The 19,502-nt window shown below is 66.1% G+C and carries 17 protein-coding genes; 7 read left to right on the top strand and 10 right to left on the bottom strand.

What is annotated here, in order from left to right; all coding sequences use genetic code 11:
- Positions 1–6 precede the first annotated feature (6 nt).
- The gene (locus WJ542_RS14380; RefSeq protein ID WP_411189887.1) at positions 7–288 is read right to left on the bottom strand and encodes a hypothetical protein; all 282 of its coding nucleotides are present in this window, start codon (positions 286–288) and stop codon (positions 7–9) included.
- Positions 289–520: 232 nt separating this feature from the next.
- Positions 521–1,753 (bottom strand): JmjC domain-containing protein, encoded by a 1,233-nt coding sequence (locus WJ542_RS14375; RefSeq protein WP_411189886.1) that lies wholly within the window; start codon positions 1,751–1,753, stop codon positions 521–523.
- A gap of 32 nt (positions 1,754–1,785) precedes the next feature.
- On the opposite strand from WJ542_RS14375, the gene WJ542_RS14370 reads away from it, so the two are divergent.
- Entirely contained in the window at positions 1,786–2,334 is a 549-nt protein-coding gene (locus WJ542_RS14370; RefSeq protein WP_411189885.1) for an FKBP-type peptidyl-prolyl cis-trans isomerase, read from the top strand.
- Between the two features lie 128 nt (positions 2,335–2,462).
- Here the strand turns inward: WJ542_RS14370 and WJ542_RS14365 are convergent, their stop codons facing one another.
- The 4 genes from WJ542_RS14365 to WJ542_RS14350 form a co-directional block, all read right to left on the bottom strand.
- Positions 2,463–3,710, bottom strand: a complete 1,248-nt coding sequence (locus WJ542_RS14365; RefSeq protein WP_411189884.1) for a hypothetical protein — start codon at positions 3,708–3,710, stop codon at positions 2,463–2,465.
- A gap of 58 nt (positions 3,711–3,768) precedes the next feature.
- Positions 3,769–6,468, bottom strand: a complete 2,700-nt coding sequence (mutS, locus tag WJ542_RS14360) for a DNA mismatch repair protein MutS (RefSeq protein WP_411189883.1) — start codon at positions 6,466–6,468, stop codon at positions 3,769–3,771.
- A 128-nt stretch (positions 6,469–6,596) separates the two neighbouring features.
- Positions 6,597–7,895 carry a lysophospholipid transporter LplT gene (gene lplT / locus WJ542_RS14355; protein ID WP_411189882.1) on the bottom strand — a complete coding sequence of 433 codons (1,299 nt, stop codon included), beginning with the start codon at positions 7,893–7,895 and terminating at the stop codon, positions 6,597–6,599.
- 132 nt (positions 7,896–8,027) lie between these two features.
- Entirely contained in the window at positions 8,028–8,825 is a 798-nt protein-coding gene (locus tag WJ542_RS14350; protein ID WP_411189881.1) for an inositol monophosphatase family protein, read from the bottom strand.
- A 358-nt stretch (positions 8,826–9,183) separates the two neighbouring features.
- Here WJ542_RS14350 and WJ542_RS14345 point away from each other — a divergent pair, with 358 nt between their 5' ends.
- Together WJ542_RS14345 and cysE are read left to right on the top strand one after the other, a co-directional pair.
- Positions 9,184–10,014: an RNA methyltransferase gene (locus WJ542_RS14345; RefSeq protein WP_411189880.1), complete on the top strand. Its 831-nt coding sequence runs from the start codon at positions 9,184–9,186 to the stop codon at positions 10,012–10,014.
- Positions 10,015–10,197: 183 nt separating this feature from the next.
- Positions 10,198–11,031 (top strand): serine O-acetyltransferase, encoded by an 834-nt coding sequence (gene cysE, locus WJ542_RS14340; RefSeq protein ID WP_411189879.1) that lies wholly within the window; start codon positions 10,198–10,200, stop codon positions 11,029–11,031.
- 26 nt (positions 11,032–11,057) lie between these two features.
- On the opposite strand, the gene WJ542_RS14335 is transcribed toward cysE, so the two are convergent.
- From WJ542_RS14335 to WJ542_RS14320, 4 genes are all read right to left on the bottom strand, one after another.
- Positions 11,058–11,855, bottom strand: a complete 798-nt coding sequence (locus WJ542_RS14335; protein ID WP_411189878.1) for a UDP-2,3-diacylglucosamine diphosphatase — start codon at positions 11,853–11,855, stop codon at positions 11,058–11,060.
- Between the two features lie 36 nt (positions 11,856–11,891).
- Positions 11,892–12,386 (bottom strand): peptidylprolyl isomerase, encoded by a 495-nt coding sequence (locus tag WJ542_RS14330; protein WP_411189877.1) that lies wholly within the window; start codon positions 12,384–12,386, stop codon positions 11,892–11,894.
- Positions 12,387–12,496: 110 nt separating this feature from the next.
- On the bottom strand, positions 12,497–13,078 hold the full coding sequence (locus tag WJ542_RS14325; RefSeq protein WP_411189876.1) for a peptidylprolyl isomerase: 582 nt from the start codon (positions 13,076–13,078) through the stop codon (positions 12,497–12,499).
- 78 nt (positions 13,079–13,156) lie between these two features.
- Complete coding sequence (locus WJ542_RS14320) at positions 13,157–13,861, bottom strand: tetratricopeptide repeat protein (protein ID WP_411189875.1); 705 nt, start codon at positions 13,859–13,861, stop codon at positions 13,157–13,159.
- 252 nt (positions 13,862–14,113) lie between these two features.
- Between WJ542_RS14320 and cysS the strand changes: the two genes are divergently transcribed.
- The 4 genes from cysS (at position 14,114) to tilS (ending at position 19,148) form a co-directional block, all read left to right on the top strand.
- The gene (cysS, locus tag WJ542_RS14315) at positions 14,114–15,511 is read left to right on the top strand and encodes a cysteine--tRNA ligase (RefSeq protein WP_411190571.1); all 1,398 of its coding nucleotides are present in this window, start codon (positions 14,114–14,116) and stop codon (positions 15,509–15,511) included.
- A 45-nt stretch (positions 15,512–15,556) separates the two neighbouring features.
- Positions 15,557–16,558: a DNA-3-methyladenine glycosylase family protein gene (locus tag WJ542_RS14310; RefSeq protein ID WP_411189874.1), complete on the top strand. Its 1,002-nt coding sequence runs from the start codon at positions 15,557–15,559 to the stop codon at positions 16,556–16,558.
- Positions 16,559–16,698: 140 nt separating this feature from the next.
- Positions 16,699–17,670 (top strand): acetyl-CoA carboxylase carboxyltransferase subunit alpha, encoded by a 972-nt coding sequence (locus WJ542_RS14305; protein ID WP_411189873.1) that lies wholly within the window; start codon positions 16,699–16,701, stop codon positions 17,668–17,670.
- Between the two features lie 41 nt (positions 17,671–17,711).
- Positions 17,712–19,148: a tRNA lysidine(34) synthetase TilS gene (gene tilS, locus WJ542_RS14300; RefSeq protein ID WP_411189872.1), complete on the top strand. Its 1,437-nt coding sequence runs from the start codon at positions 17,712–17,714 to the stop codon at positions 19,146–19,148.
- Positions 19,149–19,502: the final 354 nt, after the last annotated feature.

Genomic DNA, 19,502 nt, shown 5'->3' with positions numbered 1-19,502 from the left:
GAATGCTTAGTTGCTCGCGCCCGAAGCCGGAGCAGCAGCCGACGCAGCAGCGGCTGCGTCCGAAGCGGCAGCACCAGCGTCCGAAGCAGCGGCAGCAGCCGAAGCACCAGCGTCGCTCGCAGCAGCAGCAGCGTCCGAAGCGGCAGCACCAGCGTCCGAAGCAGCAGCAGCCGGCGCCGAAGCAGCGGTTGCGTCGCTAGCCGGCGCAGCGGCCTGATCGCTGCTCTTGTTGCACGCAGCCAGTGCAACAGCTGCCAGCAGGGATGCTACGAGGAGGGATTTCTTCATGATCACGTCCTTTTATGGTTAAAGGTAAGCAACAGCGCAAAATAATACCGGTAAATGTGCCCCAACACCGACCTGAGCCGCTGGTGGAGACGCACTGCAAGAGCGTGAATCTTCCCTACGGCCTGGGCGGGAATTATAGGCACTTTCGTATCGACCGTCGACAAATCCGGGGACAATACGTTGTCTTTCTCATACAAGCACTATATTAGTACGGTATAACAGTCCGGAGCGCTTAGGCAAGCATTCCGACCCGTATCCAGCCCGCACAATACCACTCGTGCAGCAACGCTGTCACCGACGAATCGTGTGAGAGTGTTACAAAGCGTTTCCCGTCAATCAAGCGGTTGTCGGCGAATTCCGGCAGCCACTTTCTCGTCTCTCTGAGCAAATACTGCTCCCCGTTCAGGTAATACGATCGCGCATCGTAAAGCAGGATTGTCCGCCGGTCGAGAGCCAGGCCGCTTTTTGCTGCGCGAGCGACAAATCGGGCCTCGTCGAGCGGCTTTTCCGGCGCGTCGAAGACGACGTTCGGCTTCGGTTCGCTCAGCCACGAGCCGACGAACGAAGATACCTCAGCTTCGCCCCAGCGTACTTTTGCGAGCACATCGGCGACCCGCGACACGAGCGCGGGCGGCAACTGCGCGGGCTGCGCGACGGCCGGCTGGTTCGGGTCGCGGTAGAGCGTGGGGGAAGCCGGTGCGCGTTCCGTACCGCGTTCGGCGAGCCAGTAGAGAAACTGGTTCGTGAGTTCCGAGGTGGAAGGCGAACGAAAGCCGATCGAGCAGGTCATGCACTCGCCGACGGCCACGCCATCGTGCGCGATATGCGGAGGCAGATAGAGCATGTCGCCGGGCTCGAGCACCCATTCCTCTTCCGGCTCGAAGTTTGCGAGGATCTTCAGCGGCAGACCTTCCTGCAGCGTGAGGTCGCGTTGCGCGCCGATGCGCCAGCGCCGCTTGCCGTGCACCTGCAGGAGGAAGACGTCGTACGAATCGAAGTGCGGGCCGACGCCGCCGCCGTCCGTGGCGTACGAGATCATCAGGTCGTCGAGGCGCGCGTCCGGCGCAAAGCGGAAGCGCTCGAGCAGCGCCCGCGCCCGGTCGTCGTGCAGGTCGGCGCCCTGCACGAGCAGCGTCCACTGGCGCGCTTCCGGGGCGGGTAGCGCGTCCGGCGAGAACGGTCCGTGTTCGAACGCCCAGCGGCGGCGGAAATGTGTGATGAGGCGCGATTCGACGTCGTCGCTGTCGGCGAGCGCGAAGAGGTCGTCGCGCGCGAGCGGGGGCTCGATGCCGGGTATCGCCTGGCGGATCAGGAGCGGTTTTTTCTGCCAGTATCGCTTCATGAACTGCGCTGGCGTGAGGCCGCCGAGGAGTGGCGTGGGTTCGTCGGGCGCAGGACGTGCCGGAGTGGACGCGGCGCGCTGCTTGCTGGCGTTCACCGCGTGGTCAGGGGACCGCTTGGGCATCGTATAATGTGGTCTGTATTCTGGAGGAACGAATGAAAATCGCAAAGGACACCGTCGTGTCGGTCGCTTACAAGCTATCGGATGCGCAGGGCAATCTGATTGAGGAGAGCGACGAGCCGATGGTCTATCTGCACGGCGGCTATGATGGCACGTTCCCCAAGATCGAGGAAGCGCTGGACGGCAAGGAACCGGGCTTCGAGACCCAGCTTCAGCTCGAGCCGCAGGACGCGTTTGGCGAGTACGATCCCGAACTCGTCAAGATCGAGCCGCGTAGCCGTTTTCCGGAGCCGCTCGAAGTCGGTATGCAGTTCGAAGGAACGCCCGAGGAGGGTGACGAAGATCTCGACGCGCTCATCTACACCGTCACGGACGTCGCCGAGGACAAGGTCGTGCTCGACGGCAATCACCCGCTGGCCGGCATGGCGTTGCGCTTTGCCCTGACCGTCAGGGAAGTGCGCGTGGCGACCGAAGACGAGATCGAGCACGAGCACGCACACGGTGCGGACGGTCTTGAAATCGTCGACGAGGACGACGAAGAGGAAGACGGCGGCGAAGCCGGTTCGAAACCCACGCTTCACTGATTCGCTTCGCTAATCTCCAGGCGCCGGCGAGTCGCCGGCGCGCGCATGGAGCCCGGTCGTTGTATTGGCTCATTGCGCCAGATTCATGCAGGGTGCGGCAGTATGCCCGCACCTCTCGGCACACTCTCTTATTGATTCCACGGCTGGGACGGCATTGCCGGCTGCTGCCCGGGCAGGGTGTCCAGCGTGGCCGGCGGCGACATGGGCGAAACGCTGCTCGCGGCAGAGGCGCCGGCCTGCGGCACGACGTCCGGCGCCTGAGGCATGCCGGGAATTGTCGTGACATCGGGCATCGACGAGACCTCGGGCATTTCCGGGGCCTCCCCTGGCGGGATCCCTTCGGGCAGAGGCTGTGGCAGAAGCGGCAGATGCTTCGGCACATCGCGCACGCTGACGCGCAGCGGCGTGCCGTGCGCCATGTCCGCATCGATCTGCAGCCACTGCGTAAGCGGGTTGCGCAGGTCGAATTCAATGCGCGTCACGTTCGCAATTCTCACACCTTTTTCATTGTGTAACGGCTGGTCGATCGCGAAGCCGTGCGCGAGTTTTGCGTGCGTCGGATGGATGAGCACGACCGGACCGCGGAACGTTTCGGCCAGCTTCATCAGGCTGTGCCTGAATTCGACATAGCCGTCGCGCGGCCGATGGCCGAAGCGCAGCCAGGCGAAGCGATCGGGCCGCTCTTCATGCTCGAGTATGGGATCGCCTTCGATGAAGACGATCATGGCGCGTGCGTTGCGGCGCTTCGCGACCTCGGCTGCGTGTTCGAGCCAGAAGCCATTGGCGATCACGCGATCTTCGAACTCGCCGTTGCGGCCACCCGCGTACAGATAGTGGTTGTTTCCGTCCGGTACGTTCAGCGCCACGAATACGGTGTCGCCAAGCTGCCAGCGCATGTTTTCCCGATAAGGTCGAAAGCGCGACACCTCGCTTTCGCGCGTGACGGGAAGCGGGATCTGCCCGAGCGTTGTCGGGTCGGAGAAAAAGGTCTGGCGCAGCAGGTCGAGTCGTTCGACGGGGTCCCACGAACCCGATCCGTTGGTGCCGCAACCGGCCCAATCGTGTTCGCCGGGCACGAAGACGAGGGCCGGGCGCGAAGCTTCCAGCATTGCGTGACGCTGGTCGTAGAGCGCGTCCGCACAGGTCTCGCTGGCGCCCTTGAGGTTGCCGTCGTAGACGACGAACGAGGTTTGCGGGTCGCGGCCAATCGCGTCGATGAGTCGTTGCGCTGCGGGTTCGTCGGCCTGCGATCTGACGACGTTCGCAATGACGGCGAATGCGTAGTGCGGCGCCTGCGCTTCTACCGGCGCGCTGAAGGTCAGCGCGAAAGCGACAGCGAAGGCGGCCGCCGCGCCGAACGAGGCATGGCAGCGCAAGGACGCGTCGCCGCGGCACGCAGGCCGCGGCGACGCCCCCGGCGTCGCGTGGCGACGCTCAGCGTTTCGCGTCCGGCGCCGTGGCCAGCTCATGCAGTTCGTACAGCAGATCGAGTGCCTCGCGCGGGCGCAGCTCGTTCGGATCGAGCGCGCGCAGCCGTTCGGCAACGAGTGCCGCGCCCGGATCCTGCGCGGCAGGCGCGTCTTCGGCCTCGAGCGGCGCATCGTCGGCGAGCGCCGCCGCGAAGAGGTCCAACTGCGGTGTAGGTTGTCCCGCCGAAAGCTGCTCCAGATAGACGAGATGCTTGCGCGCCGCGCGAATCACCGGCGCAGGCACACCCGCGAGCTGGGCAACCTGCAGGCCATAACTCTGGTTGGCCGGGCCCTCCTGCACGGCGTGGAGGAACACGATGCCATGCCCGTGCTCGACCGCGGAGAGATGCACGTTTGCCGCCTGCGCGAATTCCGCGGGCAGTTGGGTGAGCTCGAAATAGTGCGTCGCGAAGAGCGTGTGGCAACCGTTGCCCGCAAGCAGGTGGCGCGCGATGGCCCAAGCGAGCGCAAGACCGTCGAAGGTCGAGGTGCCGCGCCCGATCTCGTCCATCAGCACGAGGCTGTGCGGGGTGGCGTCGTTGAGGATTGCCGCCGCTTCGGTCATCTCGACCATGAAGGTCGAGCGGCCGCCCGCGAGGTCGTCGGCGGCACCGATACGCGTGAAGATGCGGTCGATCGGGCCGAAACACGCCTGCTTCGCGGGCACGTAGCTGCCCACGTAGGCGATCAGCGCGATCAGCGCGGTCTGCCGCATGAAGGTCGATTTACCGCCCATGTTCGGGCCGGTGATGAGGAGCAGCTTGCGGTCGGCCCCGAGTACGCAGTCATTGGCGATGAACTGTTCGACTTGCGCCTCGACGACCGGATGACGGCCCTGTTCGATCTCGATGCCGGGCTCCGGCGAGAAGGCGGGCGCACACCAGTCCAGTGCGCGGGCGCGTTCCGCGAACGCGGCAAGCACGTCGAGTTCGGCGAGCGCCGCGGCCACGCGCTGGCAGTCGGGAATGAACGGCAGCAGCGACTGCAGCAGCGCGTCGTAGAGCGCGCGCTCGCGCGAGAGCGCGCGTTCCTGGGCGGAAAGCGCCTTGTCCTCGAAGGTCTTCAGCTCGGGCGTGATATAGCGTTCGGCGTTCTTGAGCGTCTGGCGCCGGCGATAGTCGTCGGGCACCTTGTCGGTCTGGCCGCGCGTGACCTCGATATAGAAGCCATGCACCTTGTTGTACTCGACACGCAGATTGCCGATGCCCGTGCGGGCGCGCTCGCGTATTTCGAGATCGAGCAGGAACTGGCCGCAGTTCTCCGACAGGTCGCGCAGCTCGTCGAGCTCGGCGTCGTAGCCGCGTGCGATCACGCCGCCATCGCGCACCATGGCGGCCGGTTCCGGTGCAACCGCGCGTTGCAGCAGGTCCGCACACGCGGCCGGCGGTTCCAGTGCCAGGGCGATGCGCGCGAGCGACGGCGCGGCGCTCGCGCCGCCGGCGGCCGCCGCCACTTGGTCGCGCAGAGTGGGCAACGCAGCGAACGTGTCCCGCAGGCTCGACAGGTCGCGTGGGCGCGCCGAAAGCAGCGCGAGGCGTCCGGTGATGCGCTCGACGTCGGCGATCTGGCGCAAGCTCGCGCGCAGATCGTCGACGCCGGCGGGTGGCGGGGCTTCGAGCAGCGCGCCGACGGCCTGCTGGCGCATCTGGGCGATCGACGCATCGCGCGGAGGATGATGGAGCCAGTGGCGCAGGAGGCGACTGCCCATCGCCGTGCTGCAGGTATCGAGCAGAGAGCAGAGCGTGGGCGACTCGGTGCCGCGCAGCGTTTCGGTGAGTTCGAGGTTGCGGCGCGTGGCCGGATCGAGGCCGATGTACTCCGACTCGACTTCCACCTTCAGGCTGCGCACGTGGCGCAGTTGTTGGCCTTGCGTGGCCGCCGCGTAGAGCAGCAGCGCGCCCGCGGCGCCGCATGCGCTTGTGAGCGCCTGCGCGCCGAAGCCGTCGAGACTCGCTACGTCGAGCTGGTCGCACAAGCGCTGCTTGCCCGAGGCGACGTCGAAATGCCAGGCCGGCACACGCGTGCGCGCGCCCGAATTCGACCCGGCCGTCGACCCGGACGCCGCGGGCGGCGCCCATCCCGCCGATTCCGCAGGTAGTTCGGCGACGAGGATTTCCGCGGGGCGGATCCGCTCGAAGGCGGCGGCGACCTGCTCGGGCGCGATTTCCGCGAGGCGCAGTGCGCCGCTCGCGAGATTGAGCCAGGCGAGACCGACGTTGACCGTCGCGCCGCGCCGGTTATGGCCGGGACAGACGGCCATCAGATAAACGTCGTTCTTGTCGGAGAGCAGGGCCGCGTCGGTCAGCGTGCCGGGCGTGACGACACGCACGACTTTGCGCTCGACGGGCCCCTTCGACGTGGCCGGATCGCCGATCTGCTCGCAGATCGCCACCGATTCGCCGAGCTTTACGAGCTTGGCGAGATACTGCTCCACGGCATGGTGCGGCACGCCGGCCATCTTGATCGGATTGCCGGCCGAGGCGCCGCGCTGTGTGAGCGTGAGGTCGAGCAGCCGCGAGGCTTTTTCGGCGTCTTCGAAGAAGAGCTCGTAGAAGTCGCCCATCCGGTAGAACACGAGCGTGCCCGGATGGTCGGCTTTAATGCTGAGGTATTGGCGCATCATCGGCGTGTGCTGTGCGATGTCGCCTTCGGTATGTGTAGCCATCCTCGAAAATCTTGCTTAGGGTTCAGGGCGTGAGTTTAACCCGCGCGGCCCGCATGTAAAGCTGGCCGAACGGCCGGTGCGGACGGCCGGCGCCCGGTAAGGGCGACGCGCAAAGTGGATCTGCGCGCTCATTCGTCCACGAGCGCGCGCAGATCCACTTTGCGCGCATTGGCGGCGCTTCGCCGCATGGCGAGCCCGATCATCGCGGCGATGAAGGTGCCGAACACGACGATGATCCACTGCGCCGGCATCTTTGCCGTTAGCAGCAGCGCATAGGCGCCCAGCATCAGCAGCACGGCGAGGTTCTGGTTGAAATTCTGCACCGCGATCGAGTGGCCCGCGGAAAGGAGCGTCGCCCCCCGGTGCTGCAGCAGCGCGTTCATCGGCACGATGAAAAAGCCGGCGAGCGTGCCGAGCAGCACCATCAGCGGGTACGCGAAGAGCAGATAGAAGGGCAGCACGAAGCGGCCGATCCGCAGGCCCTCGCCCGGCGGGAAGAGCCCCTTGCTGTAGAACGCCATGCCGACCGCCACGGCGCCGCACAGCACGCCCACGGGCAGCACCCGCAGCGACGCGCGCAGCGATACCCACGCGGCGGCGGCGCCCGCGCCGAGCGCGATGCCGAGGCCGGTCACGCCCTGCATGACGGCGGCTTTCGAGAGCGAGAGGCCGAGGTTGACGTCGGCCCACTTGAGCACGAGCAGTTGCAGCGTGACGGCGGCGCCCCACATGAGCGTCGTGACCCAGAGCGCAATCTGCGCGAGCTTGTCGGCCCAGAGCACGTTGAAGCAGTTCACGAAATCGGTGACGAGGCGCCGGGGTTCCTTCAGGCGGTTTGCGTAGCGCGCGCCGGTGTCGGGAATGTCGAAGTTGATGAGGGCGGCAATGGCGTAAGTGAGCATCACCGCGAACATCGCGAGATCCGCCGACGAGTGGATCAGCGGCAGCGCATGGTGTGCGACGAAGCGATCGGCGTACGTGCTGACGAGCGCGCCGCCCAGCATCGTGCCGACGATGGTGGAGAGCACGGTTGCCGATTCGAGCCAGGCATTCGCCGCGATGAGCTTCTCGGGCGGCAGCAGCTCGGTCAGGATTCCATACTTTGCGGGCGAGTAGGCCGCCGCGCCGAAGCCGACCACGCCATAGGCGATCATCGGGTGCACGCCCGCGATCATCAGCAGACAGCCGCATGCCTTGAGCGCGTTGGAGACGAACATGACGTGGCGTTTTTGCAGGGCGTCGGCGAACGCGCCGACGAAGGGCGCGAGCACCACATAGGACACCGTGAAGAAGATCTGCAGGAGCGGCGTCACCCAGGCGGGCGATGCGATCACCGTGAGCAGCGCGATCGCCGCGATCAACAGCGCGTTGTCGGCGAGCGACGAAACGAACTGCGCTGCGATGATCGTGTAGAAGCCCTTTTTCATCGGATGCGATCGCGGTGGCTGATTTGCAAAAAGCGGGGCAACAGGCAGGACAAAAGGCGCGGCAAAACAAAAAAGCGGCCGAAGCCGCTCGACCGCGCCTGGCCGCAAACGGGCCGCACGCGTCCGGATTCCTTAAGCCGCGTTGACGCGAGTGTACTTCGAAAGGATCGGCACCATCTGCGCGTACACCTTCGGATTGCCCGCGACCACTTCGCCGACGTGCAGGAAATCCGAGTCGCCCGTGTAGTTGCCGATCAGGCCGCCCGCTTCGGTCACGATCAGGCCGCCCGCCGCCACGTCCCACGGATTGAGGCCCTGCTCGAAGAAGCCGTCCATGCGGCCCGCGGCGACGTTCGCCAGATCGAGCGCCGCCGCGCCCGGACGGCGCAGGCCCGTGCAGGCGCGCGTCATTTCGGCGAAGAGATCGGTGTAGCGTTCGAGGCCGTCTTTTTCGCGGAACGGGAAGCCCGTGCCGATCAGCGAATCGGCCAGCCGGTCGCGGCGGCCCACGCGGATGCGGCGGTCGTTCAGAAACGCACCGCGGCCGCGCGAGGCGGTGAAGAGATCGTTGCGGGTCGGGTCGTAGACCACCGCCTGCGTGACGACGCCCTTGTGCGCGAGCGCGATCGACACGCAGTAGTACTGGAAGCCGTGGATGAAGTTCGTGGTGCCGTCGAGCGGATCGATGATCCACTGGTATTCGGATTCGTTCTCCGAGCGGCCCGATTCTTCGGCGAGGATGGCGTGATCGGGGTAGGCGGTTTTCAGCGTGTCGATGATTGCCGCTTCCGATGCCTTGTCGACCTCCGTGACGAAATCGTTGTGCTGCTTCTTCGAGACCTGCACGAGGTCGAGATCGAGCGACGCGCGGTTGATGATCTGTCCGGCGCGGCGCGCGGCCTTGACAGCGATGTTGAGCATGGGATGCATGGGCCTGGATCCTTTTTATCCGGCGCGTTCGTACGAGGCGCGACGAGCCGGACGGCAGAAGATAAAAGCGTCTGACGATGGACAGGGCGCCTGAGGTGCGAACCTGTCCCGCCAACGGAGACGAATTGAATAAGAGCGGGGCGCGGCCTGCCGGCGCGAGACAACCGGGGCGCAACCGCGCGCGAATCCCCGCATTTTACCCGAGTCCGGGTCGTTGTTGCTGGCGGCTTGCGAATGTGGCGGTACGAATGTGGCTGTGCTGCGGGGCGGTACCGGGCCGCAGCACGGCGCGCACTACGTGCTTCGGCTTTCCCGCGCTAACATACGTGCTTCACTTTGCTGTCGTTCGAGATTCATCTTGGTGCACCCCGATCCTCACGCCGCCACCGGCGAAGCTCACGAACCGCTACGCGGCGGTTTCACGTCCACCCGTTTCGTGCTCGTCGAGCCGAGCCATCCCGGCAACGTCGGCGCGGCGGCGCGCGCGCTCAAGACCATGGGCTTCTCGCGGCTCGTGCTGGTGGCGCCGCGGGTGCCGCAGGTGCAGCGCGACCCCGAGGCCGTCGCCATGGCGAGCGGCGCCGACGACGTGCTTGCCGCGGCCCACATCGTGCCGACGCTGGCCGACGCGCTGGCGGGCACGCAGTGGTCGCTCGCGCTCACGGCGCGCACGCGCGAATACGGGCCGCCGCCCGGCGCGCCGCGCGAGGCGGTGCGCGATGCCTGCCGCCAGGTGTCGGCGCACGGCGATATCGCGCTCGTGTTCGGCAACGAGCGCACGGGCTTGTCGAACGATGACGTCGAGCGGTGCAGCGCGCTTGCGCATATTCCCGCGAATCCCGCCTACAGTTCGCTCAATCTGGCGCAGGCCGTCCAGGTGCTCGCGTACGAATTGCGTCTCGCCTATCTCTCCGGAGCCGAAGCAATGGCTCCGCCACCGTCCCTGAGCGCGGTTCCGGCTGCTTCGCCGCTTGCCACGAGCGACGACATCGAACGTATGTACGTCCACCTCGAGCACGCGCTGGTCACGCTCGGCTTTCTCGATCCGGCGAACCCGAAGAAGCTGATGTCGCGGCTGCGGCGGCTCTTCGCACGCTCGGGGCTGGAGCGCGAGGAGGTCAATATCGTGCGCGGCATCGCCAAGCACATCCTGCTGCTGAAGGGGAAGGGCGGCGGCAATACGCCGTGAGCCGGGCCGCCGGCCGACCTTTACGCCATAGGGGTCATCCCGGCGCGCCGCACGTTGTCGCCTAGAATCGACTGCACATCATAAGCAAATCAGCGTACGTGCCAAGCGTGTCCGTGCGTTGCCGCGCGCGGCGCCTGCATCGTGCCGTTTTCCCGCAGTTCCCCCAATAACAGCGTGACCGCCATGTTCAAGAGACTACGCGAAGACATCGCCACGATCCGCGAGCGCGACCCCGCCGCCCGCAGTGCGTGGGAGGTGCTGACCTGCTATCCGGGCCTGCATGCGCTCGTGCTGCATCGCATCGCGCACGCGTGCTGGCTCGCGAAGCGCCGCTGGCTCGCGCGCTACCTCTCGCAGGTCGCACGCTTTCTGACCGGTATCGAGATCCATCCGGGCGCGACGCTCGGCCGGCGCGTCTTCATCGACCATGGCATGGGCGTTGTGATCGGCGAAACCGCCGAAGTCGGCGACGACTGCACGATCTACCAGGGCGTGACACTGGGCGGCACGTCGCTCACGCGCGGTGCGAAACGTCATCCGACACTTGGGCCGGGCGTGATCGTCGGTGCGGGGGCGAAGGTGCTGGGCGGCTTTACGGTGGGCGCGCAGGCGAAAATCGGCTCGAACGCCGTGGTCGTGAAGCCGGTGCCGGCAGGCGCGACGGCGGTCGGCAACCCGGCGCGCATCGTGGCGCCCGCCAGGACTGCACAGCCGCAGGCAAAGGAAAAGTCGGCGCGCGAGGCGTTCTGCGCCTACGGCATCTCGCCGAATGCGGACGATCCGGTCTCGCTCGCGATTCACGGGCTGATCGATCACGCGGCGAAGCAGACGCTGCGCGTCGACGCGATCGTCGATGCGCTCGAGCGTCTCGGCACGCGCCTCGAAGCGCTGCATGGCGCCGACGCGGCGTTGCTCGATCTGCGGCGCCTGTCGGCGAGCCTCGAGGGTGAGGCGGCCGCGCGCGATGCCGTGAACCCGGATCGGGCCGAGGCGGAGCAGGCGCGCATCCAGGCCTGAGCGAGCGTGAGCGGTCGAAGGACCGCTCAGCCGTGCGGCATCATCCTGAAGCCTTCTGCGTCGACACGCAGGTAGCCGCCGCGCGGCTTGCCGTGATCGAGGTCCCAGTCGGGCAACACCCAGCGTACGCCGCCCGGCTCCTGGTGCCGCGCGGGGCGGTGCGTATGGCCGTGAATGATCGTGCCGGCGCGGCTGCGCCTGAAGAGCGCGGCGACGCCGCGCGCCGTCACGTCGTAGCGCGGCGAGACAGGGCGCTCGCGGCCTTGCTCGCTCTTCCTGCGCATGTTCTCGGCGAGCGCGCGCCGCCACCGGAACGGCCACGCGAGAAAGAGCCATTGCACGAAGGTATTGCGTGCGAATCGGCGAAAGACCTGGTAGCCGCGATCTTCGGTGCACAGCCCGTCGCCGTGCGCGAGCGCGATGCGCGTGCCGAACGCCGTGATTGCGATGGGGTCGGGCAGCCAGATCGCGCCCGCCGCTTTCATGAAGCGCTTGCCCATCAGGAAGTCGCGGTTGCCGTGCATGATGTAGAGCGCGATGCCGCGCTCGGAAAGCGTATGCATCAGTGCGGTCATGCGGGCGACGAAGGGATCGGCGAGCATGTCGTCGCCGATCCAGTATTCGAAGAGGTCGCCGAGTATGAACACCGAGTCCGCCTGGTCGGCGGTGACGCGGATGAAATGCTCGAACGCGGCGACCGTGCGCGGGATGGCCTCGCTCAGATGCAGGTCGGAGATGAACAGAAACGGGCGCGCCGCGTGAGGGCGTTTGCCCTCGCCGGGCACGCCCGCGGCGGCGTGTCGAAGTGCCTTTTCCTGCAGCATGAACGAGGCGTGCGCCTGGTGACGTGATGAGTGACGTTATTCGACGACGACGGCCTTCTCGATCACGACGTCGTCCATCGGCACGTCCTGATGGAAGCCCTTCGAACCGGTGCGGACCTTCTTGATCTTGTCCACGACGTCGAGGCCTTCGACGACCTTGCCGAACACGGCGTAGCCCCAGCCTTGCGGCGTCGGCGACGTGTGGTTCAGGAAGTCGTTGTCGGCGACGTTGATGAAGAACTGGGCGCTTGCCGAGTGCGGGTCGTTGGTACGGGCCATCGCGATCGAGCCGCGCTCGTTCTTCAGGCCGTTGTTCGCCTCGTTTTCGATGGTGGCGTCGGTGGGTTTTTGCTTCATGCCGGCTTCGAAGCCGCCGCCCTGGATCATGAAGCCGTCGATCACGCGGTGGAAGACGGTGCCGTCATAGTGGCCTTTGTTCACGTACTCGAGAAAGTTCGCGACGGTCTTGGGCGCTTTCTCGGCGTCGAGTTCGAGCTTGATGACGCCGTGGTTCGTATGCAGTTCGACCATGATGGAATCCTTTGCTGTGGCAGGGGGTGAAAGGACGGCGCGGCACCGTCACGATGCGGGGGTCATGCCCCTCGCGTGTCACGGTGCCGCGCCGCGCGACGATGGGAGGTTTACTTGCCGACGACAGTCGCCGACTCGATCACGATTTCCTTCTGCGGCACGTCGGACATCGGGCCGCGCGAGGTAGTGGGGGTCGCTTCGATCTTCTTCACGACGTCCATGCCCTGGACGACCTTGCCGAACACCGCGTAGCCGTTGCCGTCCGGATTCGGATAGTCGAGGCCCGCGTTATCCACGGTGTTGATGAAGAACTGCGCCGTCGCCGAATCGGGGTCGCTCGTGCGCGCCATCGCGATCGTGCCGGTCACGTTCTTCAGACCGTTCCTGCTTTCGAGCGCGATCGGCGCGCGCGTGGGCTTCTCGACGTAGCTTGCCGTGTAGCCGCCGCCCTGGATCATGAAGCCGGGGATCACGCGGTGGAAGATCGTGCCGCTGTACTGGCCGGACTTCACGTACTGGAGGAAGTTGTCGACGGTCTTGGGTGCCTTCTCCGGATACAGCTCGACGCGGAAGTCGCCCTCGCTGGTCTTGAAGAGCACCTGCGGATGCGCGGCGGCGGAAGCCGATTGCGCAAAGGCGGGCGCGTTCGCGATCAGGGCGGCGCTGCCGAGCGCCAACATCAACCATTTCATGAGTATCCTCGGAGTAGCGAAAACAAGCGGAGAAACGTCGTGCGCCGCGCCGCCGTGTGTCGGGCCGCGCGGCACGGCTTACTGCGACGGCGCCACGAACGGCGGCATCGCGAGCGACCCGGACGGGCCGCCAAACTGGAATGAGGGATTGCTCAGCACAGGCGAGGTGGCGATCGCCGTGCTTGCGGCAACGGGTGCTTCGGCTTGTGCCTTTTTCGGCGTGGCGGGCGGCGAGACGATCTTCTGGAGATCGGCGAGGCGTTGCTGGGTCGCGCCGCTCGCGTGACCGAGCGCGGTTGCGCGCCGGTATGACGCGTCGGCAAGACGCAGATACAGATCGCCCAGGTTCTCCCATGCGAGGCCGTAGGACGGGTTCGCTTTCACGGCCGTTTCGAGCGCGGCACGCGCGTCCTCGTAGCGGCCCTCCTTTGCATAGAGCGCCGCGAGATTGTTATAGGGCTCGGGCAGTTCGGGATAGGTCTGCGTCAGTTCGGTGAACGCCTCGATCGCCTCCTGGTCGCGGTTCAGGCGCGCGAGGATCGTGGCGCGCTTGAACTTCGCCTGCACGTCGCGCGGGTTTGTCTTGATGCGCGCGTCGAGTGCGTCGAGCGCGGCCGCCCAGTTGTGCTGCGCGATGGCCGTGTCCGCCTGGGGGGTATTGTCGACTGCCGCGGGGGGCGCTGCGACAGCGTTGCGCGCGCCGCCAAGGACGAGCGCCGCGCTCGCGAGAGCCGCTGCGGCAAGGGTCGCAGCGCGGGGCGCGCGGCCGCTGGAAGGTTTCATAGGGTGAGGTCGCGGTGTTATACTCCGAGCCATTCTAACAAAAGGTCTGTGCGTTTTCGTCGTGCGCCCGTTCCGGCAGGTTCTTGCAGAATCCTGCGTCCTGGCGAATGCCGGGTGAGCCGCGTAAGATGCCAGGCTTTCATCGCCACTCGTGGTCTCCGCCTGTCTCGTATGAGTGAAGCGGTGCGACGCACCTCCCGGTCGCGCTCGCTGCCGTCGCGGATTTTCTTCGACCCACGTATCCTCGTCTTTATGGAAGCACTGCGCATCTACAACACGCTCGCGCGTGACAAGCAAGTTTTCGTGCCGCTTCAGCCCGGCGTCGTACGCATGTACGTCTGCGGCATGACGGTGTACGACTATTGTCACGTCGGCCATGCGCGTGCGATGGTGGTGTTCGACATTGTGCAGCGCTGGCTGCGCGCGCTCGGCTACAACGTGACTTACGTGCGCAACATTACCGACATCGACGACAAGATCATCCGTCGCGCGGTGGAGAACGGCGAGACCATCAAGGCGCTTACCGACCGTTTCATCGACGCGCTGCATGAGGACGCGGACGCGCTCGGTGTCGTGCGTCCCGACCATGAGCCGCGCGCGACGCAATACATCCCGCAGATGCTCGACATGATCGGTAAGCTTGAGCGCAACGGTTACGCGTATCAGGGCGCGGACGGCGACGTGAACTACGCCGTGCGCAAATTCGCCAGCTACGGTGCGCTGTCCGGCAAGTCGATCGAAGATCTGCGCGCGGGCGAGCGTGTGGCGGCCAACGATGCCAAGCAGGATCCGCTTGACTTCGTGCTCTGGAAACAGGCCAAGCCGGAAGAGCCGGCGGACACGGGCTGGGAATCGAAATACGGACGCGGCCGTCCGGGCTGGCACATCGAATGCTCGGCCATGGGCTGCGCGCTGCTCGGCGAGCATTTCGACATTCACGGCGGCGGACAGGACCTGCAGTTTCCGCACCACGAGAACGAAATTGCGCAGAGCGAAGCGGCGACGGGCCAGAAGTACGTCAACTACTGGATGCACAACGGCTTCGTGAATATCGACAACGAGAAGATGTCGAAGTCGCTCGGCAACTTTTTCACGATCCGCGAAGTGCTCGCGAAGTACGATGCGGAAGTCGTGCGTTTTTTCATGGCGCGCGCGCATTATCGTTCGCCGCTGAACTACAGCGACGTGCACCTCGACGATGCACGCAACGCACTCACGCGCCTTTACACGGCGCTCAAGGATGCGACGCCCGATACGGGCGAACTCGACTGGAGCGAGCCGTACGCGCAGCGTTTCCACGCGGCGATGAACGATGACTTCAATACGCCGGTGGCGATTGCCGTGCTGTTCGAACTGGCGACCGAAGTGAACCGCACGCGCGACGCCGTGCTCGCGCGCCAACTGCAAAAGCTCGCGCGCGTGATCGGGCTGCTCGTGCGCGAGCCGCGCGCGTTTCTGCAGCAGGGTGCGGGCGGACAGGATGCCGATGCGATCGACGCCGCTGCTATCGAAGCGAAGATTGCGGCGCGCGTGGCGGCCAAGCAGGCCAGGCAGTATGCGGAGGCGGACCGGATCCGGGCCGAACTGCTCGAGGCCGGTATCGCACTCGAAGACAAACCGGGCGGATTGACCGAGTGGCGCCGCGTTTGAGCGGCTAGTTCAAACCACTGATCGATTCGCGAGGCAGGAGGCAGGATGGCAATGGCCACGAAGACGCAGGCCAGGCGGTCTGCGTCGCTAACGGGCGAGGCAGCGAAGCGCGCCATGCGCGGCACCGGTGCCGCCAAGGCCGCAGGCGCGGCCAACGCAGCAAAGGATGGGCTCGACGGCAAGACGGCGCCGGCGAGAAAGGCAGCCGCAAAAGGCTCGACGGGCGTTGCGCGAGGCACGTCTAACGGCACGGCCAGGCCGGCTTCGAAGCCCGCGGGCGTGAAGTCGGCGCGCATGAAGGCCAATGGCGTGAACGTCGCGCTCGACGCGCAGGCCTTGCACGCGGTGCCGGCCGTGCAACCCGACGGCGTGGCCACGCGCGATTTGCCTGACACGGCAGCGGCAACCGCCGCCGCGGCCGGTGCGCATCCCTTCGACGTGCAGCGTCCCGATTACTGGGATCGCGCCTGCGCCGATCTCGTCAAGCGCGACCGCATACTCAAGAAACTGATTCCGAAGTTCGGCCCGGTGCATTTGCTGAGCCGCGACGATCCGTTCGTCACGCTCGCGCGCTCGGTGGTCGGCCAGCAGGTTTCCACGGCCGCGGCGCAGGCGCTATGGCGGCGAGTCGAGGAGGCCTGCCCCAGGCTCGTGCCGCAGCAGTTCCTCAAGCTCGGCCACGAGAAACTTGCCGCATGCGGGCTCTCGAAGCGCAAGACGGAATACATTCTCGATCTCGCGCAGCACTTCGTCTCAGGCGCGCTGCACGTCGGCAAATGGACCTCGATGGACGACGAGGCCGTGATTGCGGAGCTCACGCAGATTCGCGGCATCGGCCGCTGGACCGCGGAGATGTTCCTGATCTTCAACCTCGCGCGTCCGAACGTCCTGCCGCTCGACGACCTCGGCCTGATCCGCGCGATCAGCGTCAACTACTTCAGCGGCGAACCGGTCACGCGCAGCGAAGCGCGCGAAGTCGCGGCCAACTGGGAGCCGTGGCGTACGGTCGCAACATGGTACATGTGGCGCAGCCTCGAGCCGGCCTGACCGGCTCGCGCAGCCCGATCTCCAGAAATTGACCAAGAATTTAACTATCGCTGGTTTTTAATCGATAGTTCAGAGCCAGCTTTGACGCCGGCAGTCGCGGTTAGAATACGCGCTGCCGGCAAGTCCAAGGATTCCACCACATGAAAACCACGTTTCTGGATTTCGAACAGCCGATCGCTGAACTCGAAGCGAAGATCGAAGAATTGCGCTTCGTTCAGGACGATTCGGCCGTCGATATTTCGGAAGAGATCGACCGGCTCTCGAAGAAGAGCCAGCAACTGACGAAGGATCTGTACGCGAACCTGAGCCCGTGGCAGGTCTCGCAGATCGCGCGCCATCCGCAGCGCCCCTACACGCTCGACTACGTTCACGAGCTCTTCACCGATTTTCACGAGCTGCACGGCGACCGCGCGTTCGCGGACGACCTGTCGATCGTCGGCGGTCTCGCGCGTTTCAACGGCCAGGCCTGCATGGTGATCGGCCAGCAGAAAGGTCGCGATACGAAGGAGCGCGCCGCGCGCAACTTCGGCATGCCGCGTCCCGAAGGCTATCGCAAGGCCGAGCGCCTGATGCGCCTTGCCGAGAAGTTCGGTCTGCCGATCTTCACGTTCGTCGACACGCCGGGTGCGTATCCGGGCATCGGCGCGGAAGAGCGGGGCCAGTCGGAGGCGATCGGCCGCAATCTCTACGTGATGGCCGAACTGAAGACGCCGATCATCACGACGATCATCGGCGAAGGCGGCTCGGGCGGCGCGCTTGCGATCGCCGTGGCCGATACCGTGCTCATGCTGCAGTTCTCGACCTATTCGGTGATCTCGCCGGAAGGTTGTGCCGCGATTCTGTGGAAGAGCGGAGCGAAGGCGCCCGAAGCCGCGGAAGCCCTCGGACTCACCGCGCATCGCCTGAAGGCGCTGGGCCTGATCGACAAGATCGTCAACGAGCCGCTGGGCGGCGCGCATCGCGATCCGAAGGGCATGGCCGCGCTGCTGCGCCGCGCGCTTGCCGATTCGCTTCGCCAGTTCCAGGGCATGAGCGTCGCCGACCTGAAGGAGCGCCGCTACGAGCGCTTGATGGCCTACGGCAAGTTCAAGGAAACGACGCCGGGCGCGTAAGCCTGGTGTCGTCCCGCCGGCGCGCGAGCGCCCTCAAGGCCGTGACCACCCAATCCCCATCCGACGCCGGGCGCATCGTACTCGATGCGCTCGGCGTCGCGCTTTCCACGCTCCCCGGCCAGAGCCGCATCGCGATTGCGTACAGCGGCGGGCTCGACTCGTCGGTGCTGCTCGACGCCGCCGTGCAAACGGTGGGGGCGGCACGCTGCGTCGCGCTGCATGTCCATCACGGCCTGAGCCCGAACGCCGACGCGTGGCTCCTGCACGGCGCGGCGACGGCACACGCGCTCGGCGTGACATTCGACGCGCGCCGCGTGGACGTGGCGCGTGACGATGCCGCCGGCGTGGAGGCTGCTGCGCGCGAGGCGCGCTACCGTGCGTTGGACGAGATGTGCGCGGTGCACGGCGTCCACGCGTTGTGGCTCGCGCAGCACGCCGACGACCAGGCCGAAACCGTGCTGCTGCAATTGCTGCGCGGTGCGGGACTCGCGGGACTCGCGGCGATGGCGCCGGTATGGGCACAAGCAGCAGGAGTGCCGCGCATGCGGCCGTTGCTGCATCTGTTGCGTGCGCAACTCGAGCAGTATGCGAACGCCCGAGGCCTTCGCTGGATCGACGACGAATCCAATGCCGATACGCGCTACGCGCGCAATGCCTTGCGTCGCGATGTGATGCCGGCGCTGAGCGCGCATTTCCCCGGCTTTCGCGACACGCTGATGCGCACGGCGGCGCATGCGGCTTCGGCCCAGCGGCTGCTCGACGAGCTCGCACAGATCGACCTGGCCGCGATCGCGACGGGCGACGAGCGCAGGTCGCTCGCGCATGATGGGCTTGTCGCGCTCGACGACGAACGCGCGCTGAACGTCATGCGCTACTGGATGCGAACGCTCGGCTTGCCGGCGGCTTCGTCGGCACGTCTGGCAGACGCCTTGCGCCAGTTGCGCGAGATTGTGCGAGACGGGAGCGAGCGGGGCGACCATGGGCTGCGCCTCGATCACGCGGGTTGGCGGCTGCGCTGTTATCGCGGAGCGATCTTCTGGGAGCGGGCGCGCGAGCCCGAAGTGCCGCGCGCGCCGCACGACGCGGTGGAATTGCTGTGGCGCGGCGAGGAAATCTGGCGCTTGCCGCAATGGCGCGGCACCTTCGTCTTCGCCCGCGCCGACGCGAACGATCCCGATGCGGTGCCCGAGGTATTGCTGGCCGCTAAACGGCTCGTCGCGCGCGAACGCTCGGGTGGCGAGCGCTTGCGCGACGCGGCGGCGGGCGTCAGCCGCACACTCAAGCATATGTTCCAGGCGCGCGGTGTTCCTGCGTGGGAGCGGGATGTCCCGTTGCTGTTTAGCGGCGAGACGCTGCTGTTCGTTCCGCACGTTGGCGTGAATCGCGCGGCGTTTCCCGACTGGGACGCGATGGCGGCCCGGGATCATCAGGAAGGGTGGCGCCGCATCGAATGGCGCGAGGATCTTTTGATGGCGTGACGGCCCCCTGACGGCCCCCTATGTGCCGCCCCTATTTAAAGCGGAGCCCGGAGATGACTCGAATAAAAAGGGTTTCATCATTGTGACCAGGCGCCGCAAATCCTTGCTGCACAAGCCTTTTTCGCTCGCGATCCCCCAATTTCGGCTTGTAATTTTGGCCTCGATCGGGTAGCGTACTCGGTTTGTCCAGCCCGCTCTTTCGCGTGCATGGGCATCGTCAAAAGCGGTGCCAGGAGCGCGGTGTGCCGAAAGCCACAAGCGCACAAGCAGCCCATCTGGCGGCACGCGGGCAAGTGAAGCGTAGTCCACGCGGCGCCCGTTGCGTGCCTCTTGCGCACTCACCCCCGGACAAAT

The organism is Paraburkholderia yinzeri (assembly GCF_046581065.1).
Lineage (GTDB): Bacteria > Pseudomonadota > Gammaproteobacteria > Burkholderiales > Burkholderiaceae > Paraburkholderia.
The sequence above is the reverse complement of the archived record's forward strand: the minus strand, read 5'-3'. Positions and strand labels throughout refer to the sequence as shown.